This window comes from Hydrogenophaga sp. UC242_53, assembly GCF_042696965.1.
Classification (GTDB): domain Bacteria; phylum Pseudomonadota; class Gammaproteobacteria; order Burkholderiales; family Burkholderiaceae_C; genus Hydrogenophaga.
This window is the reverse complement of sequence record NZ_CP170552.1, coordinates 5,296,480-5,310,000: the sequence shown is the minus strand read 5'-3', so window position 1 is coordinate 5,310,000 and position 13,521 is coordinate 5,296,480. Positions and strand designations below refer to the sequence as shown.

General features: G+C 70.7%; 10 protein-coding genes and 2 pseudogenes (1 of these 12 only partly in view). 11 read left to right on the top strand and 1 reads right to left on the bottom strand.

Annotated features, from left to right (window positions below; genetic code table 11):
- Window positions 1–1,496, top strand: a pseudogene (gene abc-f / locus ACFJI0_RS26735) (ribosomal protection-like ABC-F family protein) (it extends 404 nt beyond the left edge of the window).
- A gap of 48 nt (window positions 1,497–1,544) precedes the next feature.
- Window positions 1,545–3,764, top strand: coding sequence for an ATP-binding protein (locus ACFJI0_RS26730; RefSeq protein WP_382322987.1), 2,220 nt, complete (start codon window positions 1,545–1,547; stop codon window positions 3,762–3,764).
- Window positions 3,765–3,777: 13 nt separating this feature from the next.
- Here the strand turns inward: ACFJI0_RS26730 and ACFJI0_RS26725 are convergent, their stop codons facing one another.
- The gene (locus ACFJI0_RS26725; RefSeq protein WP_382322986.1) at window positions 3,778–5,196 is read right to left on the bottom strand and encodes a PLP-dependent aminotransferase family protein; all 1,419 of its coding nucleotides are present in this window, start codon (window positions 5,194–5,196) and stop codon (window positions 3,778–3,780) included.
- Window positions 5,197–5,339: 143 nt separating this feature from the next.
- Here ACFJI0_RS26725 and ACFJI0_RS26720 point away from each other — a divergent pair.
- The 9 genes and pseudogenes from ACFJI0_RS26720 to ACFJI0_RS26680 form a co-directional block, all read left to right on the top strand.
- Window positions 5,340–5,864, top strand: a pseudogene (locus ACFJI0_RS26720) (LysE family translocator); the annotation flags it as partial.
- 87 nt (window positions 5,865–5,951) lie between these two features.
- Window positions 5,952–6,896, top strand: coding sequence for a DMT family transporter (locus tag ACFJI0_RS26715; protein WP_382325847.1), 945 nt, complete (start codon window positions 5,952–5,954; stop codon window positions 6,894–6,896).
- A 12-nt stretch (window positions 6,897–6,908) separates the two neighbouring features.
- Window positions 6,909–8,129, top strand: a complete 1,221-nt coding sequence (locus tag ACFJI0_RS26710) for a PLP-dependent aminotransferase family protein (RefSeq protein WP_382322985.1) — start codon at window positions 6,909–6,911, stop codon at window positions 8,127–8,129.
- A gap of 4 nt (window positions 8,130–8,133) precedes the next feature.
- Window positions 8,134–8,748, top strand: coding sequence for a glutathione S-transferase family protein (locus ACFJI0_RS26705; RefSeq protein ID WP_382322984.1), 615 nt, complete (start codon window positions 8,134–8,136; stop codon window positions 8,746–8,748).
- Window positions 8,749–8,768: 20 nt separating this feature from the next.
- Window positions 8,769–9,623: a PhzF family phenazine biosynthesis protein gene (locus ACFJI0_RS26700; RefSeq protein WP_382322983.1), complete on the top strand. Its 855-nt coding sequence runs from the start codon at window positions 8,769–8,771 to the stop codon at window positions 9,621–9,623.
- Window positions 9,624–9,638: 15 nt separating this feature from the next.
- Complete coding sequence (locus ACFJI0_RS26695) at window positions 9,639–10,334, top strand: VOC family protein (RefSeq protein ID WP_382322982.1); 696 nt, start codon at window positions 9,639–9,641, stop codon at window positions 10,332–10,334.
- Window positions 10,331–11,299: a threonine dehydratase gene (locus ACFJI0_RS26690; RefSeq protein ID WP_382322981.1), complete on the top strand. Its 969-nt coding sequence runs from the start codon at window positions 10,331–10,333 to the stop codon at window positions 11,297–11,299. Before ACFJI0_RS26695 ends, ACFJI0_RS26690 begins: the two co-directional genes overlap by 4 nt.
- 108 nt (window positions 11,300–11,407) lie before the next feature.
- The gene (locus ACFJI0_RS26685; RefSeq protein WP_382163768.1) at window positions 11,408–12,109 is read left to right on the top strand and encodes a response regulator transcription factor; all 702 of its coding nucleotides are present in this window, start codon (window positions 11,408–11,410) and stop codon (window positions 12,107–12,109) included.
- Window positions 12,106–13,479 carry an ATP-binding protein gene (locus tag ACFJI0_RS26680; protein ID WP_382322980.1) on the top strand — a complete coding sequence of 458 codons (1,374 nt, stop codon included), beginning with the start codon at window positions 12,106–12,108 and terminating at the stop codon, window positions 13,477–13,479. The genes ACFJI0_RS26685 and ACFJI0_RS26680 overlap by 4 nt, the downstream gene beginning before the upstream one ends.
- Window positions 13,480–13,521: the final 42 nt, after the last annotated feature.

Genomic DNA, 13,521 nt, shown 5'->3' with positions numbered 1-13,521 from the left:
GCTTCACCTGGACGGCGCGGTGCGCGTGGGCGAACTCTCGGGCGGCAACAAGAAGCGCGTGGCCCTGGCCCAGGCGCTGGTGAGCCGCCCCGACGTCCTGCTGCTGGACGAGCCAACCAACCACCTGGACCTGGACAGCATCACCTGGCTGGAAGACCTGCTGCTGGAGTATAAGGGCAGCGTCGTCACGATCAGCCACGACCGGGCCTTTCTGGACCGCGTTGCGCACACGCATGGTCGAACTCGATCGCGGCCGGCTGCTCAGCTATCCCGGCAACTTCGCGCAGTACCAGCTGCTCAAGGAAGAGCAGATGGCACAGGAAGCGGTGATCAACGCCCGTGCGGACAAGCTGCTGGCACAGGAAGAGGTGTGGATCCGCAAGGGTGTGGAAGCGCGGCGCACGCGGGCTCAAGGGCGCATCACCCGGCTGGAGCGCCTGCGCGAGCAGCGCGCGCAGCGGCGCGACGCGGTGGGCAGCGTGAAGCTGGAGGTGGCAAGTGGCAACGCCAGCGGCAAGATCGTGGCGGAGCTGGAGAAGGTCACGCAGACGTTCGCGACCGCAGACGGCGGCCAGCGCACCGTGATCCGGGACTTTTCGGCCACCATCCTGCGCGGCGACAAGATCGGCCTGATCGGCCCGAATGGCGCGGGCAAGACCACTTTGCTCAAGATCATTCTGGGTGAACTGATCCCCACCAGCGGCACCGTGCGCCAGGGCAGCAAGATCAGCGTGGCCTATTTCGACCAGATGCGCGACCAGCTCGATCTGGACGCGACACTCGAAGACTTCATCAGCCCGGGCAGCGAGTGGATCGAGATCGGCAACAAGCGCACCCATGTGAAGAGCTACCTCAGCGACTTCCTGTTCTCGCCCGCGCGGGCCAACGCCCCGGTTCGCACGCTCTCGGGCGGCGAGCGCAACCGCCTGCTGCTGGCGCGGTTGTTCGCGCGGCCGGCCAACGTGCTGGTGCTCGACGAGCCCACCAACGACCTGGACATCGACACGCTGGAGCTGCTGGAAGACCTGCTGCAGCAGTACGAAGGCACGGTGTTCCTGGTCAGCCACGACCGGCGCTTCCTGGACAACGTGGTCACCAGCACCCTGGTGTTCGAGGGCGAAGGGCGCTGGCGCGAGTACGTGGGGGACGTGCAGGACTGGCTGACCCAGTCGGCGCGGTCGGCCGCCCTGCAGCGCGAGCGCGAGGCGCCCACCCCGCCGCCGGCCGCCCCGGCCGCCAAACCGGCCAGTTCGGCGCCCGCACCAGCACCCGCCAAGAAAAAGCTAAGCTACAAGGAACAGCGGGAGTTCGACGCGCTGCCTCAGCTGATCGCGGCCCTGGAGGCCGAACAAGCCACCATTGGCAAGGACCTGGAGAATGGCCAACTATTTCACAGCGATCCCACCCGCGCGGCTCAACTTGGCGCCCGACATGCCGAAGTCGAGGGGGAATGGCTTCAGGCGCTGGAGCGCTGGGAAGCGCTTGGCGGCAGCTGAGGGCCCGGCACGGGAACCCTAGGCCTTCGCACCACCTCACACACGCCCATGACGCCCGATCGTCTCGCCTTTGACTTGCAACGCACGCTGGACGAGCTTCAGCAGGAGCGCGAGCGCACGCAAAGGTTGCAGGGCGAACTGGAACACCAAAGCCGCGAGCTCGACCGCCTGCGCAGCACCGCGCACCGCGAATCCAACAGCCGCCTGCTGGCCGAGGAGGCGCTGGACGAAGCGCGCGACCGCCTGCAACTCGCGGTAGATGCCGCCGGCCTGGCACTGTGGGACTGGCAACTGCCCGCCACCCAGGTGTTCCTGACGGCGCGCTGGGGCGAACTGCTCGGCGACATCGCCGCCGACGGCTACTGGGAGGCGATCGACCTGCGCGCGCGCCTGCACCCCGACGACATCGAGCCGCTGCGCGTGCAGGTGATGGCCTTGCTCGAAGGCCGCAGCCAGCGCGCCGTGGTGCAGCACCGGGTGCGCGCCTCCGAAGGCTGGCGCTGGGTCGAAACGCACGCCATGGTCGCCGAGCACGACAGCAAGGGCCAGCCCCTGCGGCTCATGGGCACCCTGGCCGACATCGGCGAGCGCAAGCGCATCGAGCAGGATGGCGAGCGCGCCCGCGAATTGACCGAACAGGCCAGCCGGGCCAAGAGCGAATTCCTGGCGAACATCAGCCACGAGGTGCGCACGCCCCTCAACGCGTTCATGGGCCTCACGCGCATGCTGATGGATTCGCCGCTCAATGGGGACCAGTCCAGCTGGCTGGCGCTGATGGACAACTCGGCGCACGAGTTGCTGGACCTGCTCAACAACCTGCTGGATCTCTCCCGCATCGAAGCCGGCCAGTTCGACATCGAGAACGTGCGCTTCGACCTGCACCAGGCCCTGGAACAGGCCATCGTGCCGTACGCCGAGCAGGCGGGCGAACAGGCTTTGGACTTCCGCTTCGAACTGCCACCGACCCTGCCCCAATGGGTGATGGGCGATGCGGTGCGCCTGCGCCAGGTGCTGAACCACCTGCTCTCCAACGCGCTCAAGTTCACGCCCCGCGGCGGCCGGATCGAGGTGCGCATCCAGCCGATCGAGCCCGCGGGCCAGGCCCCGAAGCGGCTGCAGCTGCAGGTCCGCGACAGCGGCGTGGGCATCGCGCGCGAACACCACGCCACCGTCTTCGACGCCTTCACGCAGGCCGACGCCTCCACCGCGCGCCCCTATGGCGGCAGTGGCCTGGGTCTGGCGATCTGCGCGCAGCTGGCCCGGCTCATGGGCGGCGAGATCGACCTGCAGAGCGACCCCGGCGAAGGCAGCACCTTCACCCTGACCCTGCCCTTGCGCGAGCTGGACCAGAGCCCGCTCAGCGCCTCGGCCGAGCTGCAGGAAGTCGCGCAGGCCGGTGCCCGCTATGTCGGCCTGGTGGTGCTGCTGGCCGAAGACCACCCGGTCAACGAACTGATGATGCGGCAGTTGCTGCTGCGCCTGGGCTGCATCGTGCGCGTGGCGCGCGGTGGCGTGCACGCCATCGCCCAATGGGAACAGGGCGGCATCGACCTGGTGCTGATGGACGTGCAGATGCCTGGCATGAGCGGCCTGCAGGCCACGCACGAGATCCGCGACATCGAGACCCGCCGCAAGCTGCCCCGCACGCCCATCGTGGCCGTGACGGCCAATGCCATGCCGGGCGACCGCGAAGCCTGCCTGGCCGCCGGCATGGATGGCTATACCGCCAAGCCGGTCAGCCCGCAGGCGCTCATCAAGGAAATGGACCGGGTGCTGAAGCTCGACGACGGCCTGGCCGAGCCCGAGCAAGCCCCGGCCACACCCGCACCGGCCCCGGTGACCATCCCCGCCCCCGTCGTCCCCAGCGCCGTGTCGGGCTCGCGCGCCGCCGCCACGCACCTGGAGGCGCTGGACGTCGAGAAACTGCTGCGCCGCCTGGATGGCGACGAAGAGACGCTGGGGCAACTGGCCCAGGCCATGCGCGCCGACCTGGCTTCGCGCCAGAGCGAATTGCAGAAGGCGCTTCAGACACGCGATTCGGCCGCGGCCGTGGCCCACGCGCACGGCCTCAAGGGCTCGCTGGGCAGCATGACCGCCGAGCGTGGCGCGCGCCTGGCCAAGGGCCTGGAGCTGGCCGCCCGGTCGGGCGACTGGCACTTGTTCGCGCGCGCCCTGCCCTTGATGCAGGCCGAAGCGCGCCAGATCGACCGCGCGCTGGCGGACATCCTGCAGGCGCGCGGCCGCGACCTGTTCGACACCAAGCTCTAGCCAGCCCCAGGGCTCAGCCCGAGGCCTTCAGGCGCGAGAACACGCGCCAGAACGCCGCGTCCTGCGTGGTCGTGAAGTTGATGCGCATGAGGGTGCTGGGCGCCCGCGCGGCATGGAACAGCGCACCGGGCGCGATCAGGTAGCCCTCGTCCAGCATGCGCTGCGCCAGCGCGTCGGTGTCCACCCCGGTGTCGACCCAGCCGAACAGCCCCACCGGCTCGGCCGCGAAGCTGCAGCCCGCGCCCAGCGCCAGCTTCACGCTGCGCGCCCGCGCGGCATCGAGCCGGGTGCGGATGCGCTCGGCGTGGCGGCGCAACTGGCCTTGCTCGATGCACAGCGCCAGCGCCCTTTCCAGCAAGGAGGGTGTGGTCAGCGTGGACAGCAGCTTGGTGTCGAGCAGCGGCTCCACCAGCGCCGGCGGCGCGGCCAGGTAACCAATGCGCCAGTTGGGCGCGAGGATCTTGGCGAAGCCGCTCACGTAGATGGTGCGCTGCAGGCCGTCGAGCGCGGTCAGGCGCGTGGCGTGTTCGGGCGCGATGTGGCTGTAGGTGTCGTCCTCGACGATGTGGAAGTTGTGCCGGTTCGCCAGCTGCAGCAGGCGGTGCGCGCTGCCGGGCGACAGGCAGTAACCGGTCGGGTTGTGGAACACGCTCACGCTCACGTACAGCTTGGGCTGGTGCACCTCGCAGTACTTCGCCATCACCTCCAGGTCGGGCCCGTCGGCGCGGCGCGGCACCGGCAGGATGCGCATGCCCAGCGCGGCCAGCCGCGCGAACTCCACGGCCCAGCCGGGCTCCTCCACCATCACCGGATCGCCCGCGCGCAGCAGCGTGCGGCTCACGATGTCCAGCGCGTGTGTGGCGCCCACGGTGGTGATGATGTGCTCGGCATCGGCGTGCACGTTGAGCGAGGCCAGCTTCTGCGACAACACCCGGCGCAGGCTGCTGTCGCCCATCGGCTCGCCGTATTGAAGCGAGAAGTCCTGCAAGGCGCGCGTGCCGGTGACCTTGCGCACGGCGGCCGGCATGAAGGTCGACTCCAGCCAGTCGGGCGGAAACACGCCCATGCCCGGGTGCGGCTTGTTGCTGACCTTGTGGAACATGCCGCGGATCAGCGCCGTCGCGTTGATGGGCGACGCCCCGCCGCCGGCCCGCGCGGCAGCGGCCTTGGTTTCGCTCGACAGACCGTCGGCGCGCGGCGTGGGCATTTCGCGCACGAAGAAGCCCCGGTTCTTGCGCGCCTGCACCAGGCCTTGCGCGAGCAGCTGGTCGTAGGCGGCCACCACGGTGGAGGGGCTCACGCCGTGCTGCAGCGCGCACTGGCGCACCGAGGGCAGGCGCGCACCGGGCGCCAGCAGGCGGCTGCGGATGCGGTCGGCGAAGCGCACGGCGAGCTGCTCGGTCAGGGATTGTGCGGGGGTCTTCATCAGCATGTCGGGGGCATCCTTCCAGCGCCTGTACTGTCGCATCGACCAATACAGACTCGCAACTGCGCCGGTCAACTGTATTGGTTGTGTACTGGCGCAAAAGCGTACATTGAACCTCCCGTGTTGACAAGCCCATCCCTCCGATCTTCATGAGCGCCACCGAGCTGACCGCCCTGCTGCTGTTCTGCACCGCGATGAGTTTTTCGCCGGGGCCAAACACCACGCTGTCCACCGCCCTCGCGGCCAACCTGGGCCTGCGGCGCGCCCTGCGCTTCTGCTTCGCGGTGCCCACCGGCTGGACGCTGCTCATGCTGGCCTGCGGCCTCGGCCTGGGCGCGCTGGTGCTGGGTGTGCCGGCGCTGCGCTGGGGCGTGAAGCTGCTGGGCGTGGCCTACATGCTGTGGCTGGCCTGGAAACTGGCGGGCGCCTCCAAGCTCTCCGAGGTCGACGCCTCGCGCCTGAACGTCAGCTTCCTGCAGGGCGTGGGCCTGCAGTTCCTCAACATCAAGGCCTGGATGCTGGCGCTCACGCTCACCGCCGGCTGGGTGGTCAACGCCGCCGGGCAGCCCGCGCCCAACCCGGGCCAGCGGCTGGCCATCATCTGCGTGGTGATGGTGTTCTTCGCCTTCACCAGCAACCTCACCTACGCGGTCGCCGGCTCGCTGCTGCGCCAGTGGCTCACGCAGGGCACGCGCCTGGTCTGGTTCAACCGCGTGCTGGCCGCCGTGCTGGTGCGCCACCGCCCTCTGGATGCTCACTGTATGACCACCCACAGCCTGCCCGCACCGCGCTGGATCGACCGGCCTGCCAACAAGGGGCTGATGCTCGGCCTGCTGGGCGTGGTGATCTTCGCGCTCACCCTGCCCATGACGCGGCTGGCCGTGGGCACGGTCGATGCGCCCCAGATGTCCGGCGTGTTCGTCGCGCTGGGCCGCGCCGTGGTGGCGGCCCTGCTGTCGATCGCCTTCCTGGTCGCCACGCGCGCGCCGCTGCCGCACCGCGAAGACCTGCTGCCGCTGGCCATCACCTCGGCCGGGGTGGTGTTCGGTTTTCCGCTGTTCACCTCGGTGGCGATGCGCTATGTGGAAGCGGTGCACGCCAGCGTGATCGTGGGTGTGCTGCCGCTGGCCACGGCGGCGGTGGGCGCGCTGCTGCACCGCCAGCGGCCCTCCGTCGGCTTCTGGGCCTGCGCCGCCCTGGGCAGCGCGCTGGTGGTGGGCTTTGCGGTGCTGCGCTCGGGCAGTGCCGGCCTCACACTGCATCCGGCCGATGCGCTGCTGCTCGCCGCCATGCTGTGCGCCGCCGTGGGATATGCGTACGGCGCGCGCCTGTCGCAGCGCATGCGCGCCGAACACGTCATCTGCTGGGCCCTGGTGATCGCCCTGCCACTCACCCTGCCCCTGGCAACCCTGACCCGGCCGCAGGCGGTGCTGCAGGCCTCGGCCTGGTGGGGCTTCGCCTACACCGCCGTGTTCTCGATGTGGATCGGTTTCTTCGCCTGGTACCGCGGCCTGGCCCTGGGCGGCACGGTGCGCGTGAGCCAGGTGCAGCTGGTGCAGCCTTTTCTGGGCATGCTGTTCGCCGTGCCCTTGCTCGGCGAACGGCTCGACGCCGTCTCGCTGGGTTTTGCGATCGCGGTGATCGCCACCGTCTTCATTGGAAAGAAAATGCCGGTACACGCCAGCGCGCCCACCGAACACGTTTGAACGGAGACCTTCATGAAACCCAACGACCTGCCCACCACGCCCACCACCGCCATGCCCTGGACGCTGGCCCGCCGCGCCGCGCGCATGAACCCCTCGGTGATCCGCGAGATCCTCAAGGTCACGGAGAAGCCCGGCATCATCAGTTTCGCCGGCGGCCTGCCCTCGCCCAAGACCTTCCCGGTGAGCGCGTTCGCCGACGCCTGCGCCAAGGTGCTGCGCGAAGACGGCCTGGCGGCCTTGCAATACTCGGCCAGCGAAGGCTACGGCCCGCTGTGCGAGGCCGTGGCGGCGCAACTGCCCTGGGAAGTGGATCCGGCCCAGGTGCTCATCACCACCGGCAGCCAGCAGGGCCTGGACCTGGCGGCCAAGGTGCTGATCGACACCGACAGCCGCGTGCTGGTGGAAACGCCCACCTACCTTGGCGCGCTGCAGGCCTTCACCCCCATGGAGCCCATCATCGAAGCCGTGGCCAGTGACGCCGAGGGCGTCGACGTGGGTGACCTCGAACGCCGGGTGGGCAGCGGCGCGAACCGCGCGCGTTTCCTCTACGTGCTGCCCAACTTCCAGAACCCCACCGGCCGCAGCATGAGCGAGGCCCGCCGCGCCGCGCTGGTGGCCAGCGCGGCCGCGCACGGCCTGCCGATCGTGGAAGACAACCCGTATGGCGACCTCTGGTTCGACGCGCCGCCGCCGCTGCCGCTGAGCGCGCGCAACCCCGACGGCTGCATCTACCTGGGTTCTTTCTCCAAGGTGCTCGCGCCCGGCCTGCGGCTGGGTTTCATCGTCGCGCCCAAGGCGGTCTTCCCCAAGCTGCTGCAAGCCAAGCAGGCAGCCGACCTGCACAGCCCCGGCTTCAACCAGCGCATGGTGGCCGAGGTGCTCAAGGACGGTTTCCTGGACCGCCATGTGCCCACCATCCGCGCGCTCTACAAGAGCCAGTGCGCGGCCATGCTGGCCAGTCTGGCGCAGGAGATGCAGGGCCTGGACGTGCAGTGGAACTCGCCCGACGGCGGCATGTTCCTCTGGGTGCGCCTGCCCGAAGGCATGAACGCCATCGACCTGCTGCCGCGCGCGGTGGACAAGGGCGTGGCCTTCGTGCCCGGCGCCGCGTTCTACGCCGACGAACCCGATCCACGCAGCCTGCGCCTGAGTTTCGTCACCGCCAGCGTGGAGCAGATCCGCATCGGCATCACCGCGCTGGCCCAGGCCATTCGCGAACAACCGAAGGCCTGAGCCCATGCTGCAGCTGTGGGGCCGGCTGAGCTCGATCAACGTGCGCAAGGTCGTGCTGTGCGCGCAGGTGCTCGGCCTCGACCTGCCGCGCACCGACGCCGGCCTGGCCCACGGCGTCGTGGACACGCCCGGCTACCGCGCGCGCAACCCCAACGGCCTGGTGCCGCTGCTGCAGGACGGCGACTTCACGCTCTGGGAATCGAACGCCATCGTGCGTTACCTGTGCGCGCGCGAGAACCGGCTCTACCCGAGCGATCTGCGACAACGCTTCGATGCCGAGCGCTGGATGGACTGGCAGCAGACCACGCTCAACCCCGCGGGCAGCCCGGGCTTCAAGCAGTGGATCCGCACACCGGCCGCGCAGCGCAACGCCCAGGTGATCGCGCAATCGGTCGCCGCCACCGAGCCGCTGTTCGCCCTGCTCGACGAGCACCTGTCGCGCCAGGCCTTCATGGCCGGCGATGCGCTCACCATGGCCGACATCCCCATCGCCTGCGAAGTGCACCGCTGGTGGGGCCTGCCGCAGCCGCGCCCCGCGTGGCCGCACCTCGAACGCTGGTACGCCGGCTGGCTGGCCCGGCCCGCGAGCCGCGGCGTGCTCGACCTGCCCCTGTCCTGACGAACCCGGAGAACCTTCCCATGGCCCAACGCCCCTTCAAGCAAGTCGACGTGTTCACCGAAACACCCTACCGCGGCAACCCGCTGGCCGTGGTGCTCGACGGCACCGGCCTGAGCACCGAGGCCATGCAGCAGTTCACCGACTGGACCAACCTCTCGGAGTGCACCTTCGTGCTGCCGCCCACCGACGAAGGCCACGCGGCCGGTGCCGACTACCGCGTGCGCATCTTCTGCCCCGGCCGGGAACTGCCTTTCGCGGGCCACCCCACGCTGGGCACCTGCCACGCCTGGCTGCAGGCCGGCGGCCAGCCCCGGGCCCAAGCCCACGTGGTGCAGGAATGCGGCGTGGGCCTGGTGCGCATCCGGCGCGATCGCCAGCGCCTCGCGTTTGCCGCGCCGCCGCTGCGGCGCAGCGGCCCGCTCGACGAGGCCGACGTGGCCCTGATCGCGCGCGGCCTGGGCCTGGCGCGCGATGAGATCGTGGCGCACGCCTGGTGCGAGAACGGCCCACCCTGGCGCGGCGTGATGCTGCGCTCGGCCGAGCAGGTGCTCGCGGTGCGGCCCGATGCGCAGGTGCTCGCCGGGCTGGAGATCGGCGTCGTCGGCCCGCAACCCGCCGGCTCGGACACCGCCTTCGAGGTGCGCGCCTTCTTCCACGGCCACCAGACGCTGAGCGAAGACCCGGTGACCGGCAGCCTCAACGCCGCCGTGGCGCAATGGCTGATCGGCGCGGGCATGGCGCCACCGGACTACGTCGCCGCGCAAGGCACGGCCATGGCGCGCGCCGGGCGCGTGCACATCCACCGCGACGCCGAAGGCACCATCTGGGTCGGCGGCGCCTCCGTCACCTGCATCGACGGCGAGGTGACGCTGTGACCTCCGGGAGAGGCCATGGCTGAGCCCCGGGCGCAGATCGACCACCTGGTGGTGGCCGCGCGCACGCTCGACGAGGGCGTGGCCTGGTGCGAAGCCACGCTGGGCGTCACGCCCGGCCCGGGCGGGGAACACCCGCTGTTCGGCACCCACAACCGCCTGCTTCGGCTCGACGGGGATGAGGCACCCGAGGCCTACCTGGAGGTCATCGCCATCGACCCGCGCGCCACGCCCGGCCGCGCACCGGGCCAGCGCCGCTGGTTCGACCTCGACGACCCCGCGCTCCAACAGCGCCTGCAGCGCCAGGGGCCGCAACTGGTGCACTGGGTGGCGCGCGTCGCCGACATCGATGCCGCCCTCGCGGCGCTGCGCGCCATCGGCATCCAGCGCGGCCCGGTCGTCAGCGCCTCGCGCCAGACACCGCAGGGCCTGCTGCAATGGCGCATCAGCGTGCGCGACGACGGCCAACGCCTCTTCAACGGCGCGCTGCCCACGCTGATCCAGTGGAGCGGCACCCACCCCACGCGGCACATGCCCGCCAGCGGCGTGGCGCTGCGCCGCCTGCACCTGCGCCACGCGGGCGCCGCCGGGCTGCGCGCAGCCTTGCAGGCCGTGGGCCTGCCGGGCATCACCGTGAGCGACGGTCCGGCCGGCCTCGCGGCCGAGCTCGACACCCCGGCCCACGGCCGGCTCAGCCTGCTGTCCCCGCCATGAACCACCTGCTGCCCACCCTGCACGACATCGAGGCCGCCGCGCAGGTGGTCTACCGCGAGTTCGGCCCCACACCACAGTACCGCTGGGCCACGCTCAGCGCGCGCCTGGGCACCGATTGCTGGGTCAAGCACGAGAACCACACACCGGCGGGCGCGTTCAAGATCCGCGGCGGGCTGACCTACTTCGACCAGCTCAAGGCGCGCGGCGAGCTGCCGCGCGAGGTCATCAGCGCCACGCGCGGCAACCACGGCCAGAGCATCGGCTGGGCCGCGCGCGCGCATGGCGTGGCCTGCACCATCGTCGTGCCGCGCGGCAACTCGGTGGAGAAAAACGCCGCCATGCGCGCGCTCGGCGTCACGCTGATCGAACACGGCGACGACTTCCAGGCCAGCCGCGAGCACGCCATGGAGCTCGCCGCTGCACGCGGCGCGCACATGGTGCCAAGCTTCCACCCCGATCTGCTGCGGGGCGTGAGCACCTATTGGTGGGAATTCTTTCGCGCCGTGCCGGCGCTCGACATCGTCTACGTACCGATCGGCCAGGGATCGGGCGCGTGCTCGGCGATCGCCGCCAAGCTGGCGCTGCGGCACCCCGTGCGCATCGTCGGCGTGGTCAGCGCCCACGCCACCACCTACGCGGTTTCACTGGCCGAAGGCCGGGTGGTCGAAGCGCCCGTGACCACCACACTGGCCGATGGCATGGCCTGCCGCGTGGCCGACGCCGCCGCGCTCGAGGTGCTGCGGCCGCACCTGGAGCGAATCGTGCAGGTCAGCGACGCGGAAGTCGCGCAGGCCATGCGCATGCTGTTCGCCGACACCCACAACGTGGCCGAAGGCGCGGGCGCCGCCAGCTTCGCCGCCGCCTGGCAGGAGCGCGCCGCGCTCCCGGGCCAGGTGGTGGGCACCACCCTGAGCGGTGGCAACGTGGACAGCGCGGTGCTGGCCGGCGTCCTGGCCGAGGGCTGAATCTCGCGCGGCGGCGGATCAAGCAGAATGGGCACCCGGCAAAAAACGCGGAGTGCAACGCATGTTCGATCTGAGTGAAAGGGCGCAGGCCTGATGGAAGCCACCGTGATGTGGCGCTGCCTGGTGGTGGAAGACGACGCGGACAACGCGCGCTACATCGCCAATGGTTTCCGCGCGCTCGGCCACGTGGTCGTGATCTGCCGCGACGGCATGGAAGCGCTCGGCCGGGCCACCAGCGAGCAGTGGGACCTGATCATCCTGGACCGCATGCTGCCCAACGAGGTGGACGGCCTCTCGATCCTCGCGACCCTGCGCGGCCTGGGCAAGAAGACACCCGTGCTGGTGCTCAGCGCGCTCAGCGCCCTGGACGAACGCGTGCGCGGGCTCAAGGCGGGGGGCGACGACTATCTGACCAAACCCTTCGCCTTCTCCGAACTCGCCGCGCGGGCCGAGGCCCTGGTGCGGCGCTCGCGGCCGGGCCCGGCGATCCGCACGCTGCAGGTGGCCGATCTCAAGCTCGATCTCGCGAGCCGCCATGTCGAGCGCGGCGGCCGGCCGGTGGCGCTGCAGCCGCGCGAGTTCCGCCTGCTCGCCTACCTGATGAGCCATCCCGGCCAAGTGCTGACCCGCACCATGCTGCTCGAAGCCGTGTGGGACTACCAGTTCGATCCGCAGACCAACGTGATCGATGTGCAGGTCAGCCGGCTGCGCGGCAAGCTCGATGCGGGCGGTGCGCCGCCGCTGATCCACACCGTGCGCGGCATCGGCTACCGCATCGCCGCCGCCGACGACCCAGACCGCGCCGGATGATCGCCAAGCTGGGGGGGCTCTGGCGCTCGGTCGGTTTTCGCCTGGCGTTCTCCTACGGTTTCCTGGTCGCCGTCACCATGCTGGCCGCCCTGGCCATCGTCTACCTGCAGACCGTCGGCGTGCTGCACCAGCGCATGGCGCGGCAGGTCGGCCTGTCGGCGCAGCAGCTGATGGCGGACATGAACGAGGGCGGCACCGCGGCCGCGGCCGCGGCCATCACCCGGGCGCTGACCGACGGCCGCGACTCCGACAGCGAGATCTACCTGCTGACCGACCGCGAGGGCCACCGGCTCGCGGGCAACCTCGACCGCGCGCCCGACGCCGCCGCGAACACCGGGCCGACCCAGCGGCGCGTGGAGCGCGACGGGCGCAGCGTGAACGCCTACCTGGTCACGCGCACCCTGCCCGACGGCGGCGTGCTGGTGGTCGGGCAGGACCTGCGGGACCAGGAGCTGATCGAGTCCCTGGTGGCGAGCGCGAGCGCGGCCGCCGGCATCGTGGCCGTGCTGCTGCTGATCGGCGGCACCTTCGTGTTCCGCCAGGAACTCGAGCGCAGCGTGAGCGCGGTGCGTCTCACCGCGAAGCGCATCGCCACGGCCGGCGAGTTGCGCGAGCGCGTCGCGGAGTCGGGCGCGGACGATGAGTTCGCGCTGCTCAACCGCGAGATCAACACCATGCTCGACCGCATCGAGTCGCTGATGGACGGCGTGCGCCACGTCTCCAACACCATCGCGCACAACCTGCGCACGCCGCTCACGCGCATCCTGGTGCGCCTGCGCCACGCGGAGCAGGCCGACACCGATCCGGCGCAACGCCGCGAGGCCATCGGCGCGGCCATCCGCGAGATCGAAGAGCTGACGCTGGTGTTCGAGAAACTGCTGCAGATCGCCGAGGCCGAGGCCGGCGCGCGGCGCCGCAGCTTCACGCCGGTGGCGCTCGACGTGGTCGCCGCCGACGTGGTGGAACTCTACGAGGCCGTTGCCGACGCCCAGGACGCCGTGCTGCGGCACGAACCGGCCGACGAGGTGCAACTGCCCGGCGACCGCGACCTGCTGGCCGGCGCGCTGGCCAACCTGCTCGACAACGCGCTCAAGTACGCCGGCCCGGGTGCGGTGATCCAGGTGGGCACGCAGGAGCTGCCCGATGGCGTGCGGCTCAGCGTGCAGGACAACGGCCCCGGTGTGCCCGATGCCGAACTCGCGCGCCTGGGCACGCGCTTTCACCGCCTGCACCCGGACGACGCGCCGGGGCATGGCCTGGGCCTGGCCAGCGTGCAGGCGGTGGTGGCCCTGCACGGCGGGCGCCTGCATTTCGAGAACGCGGCACCGGGCCTGCGCGCCGTCATCGAACTGCCGCGACCCAACCGCTGACGCGGCACCGCGACGGCAGCGGCCCACATTGCCAAATGGCAA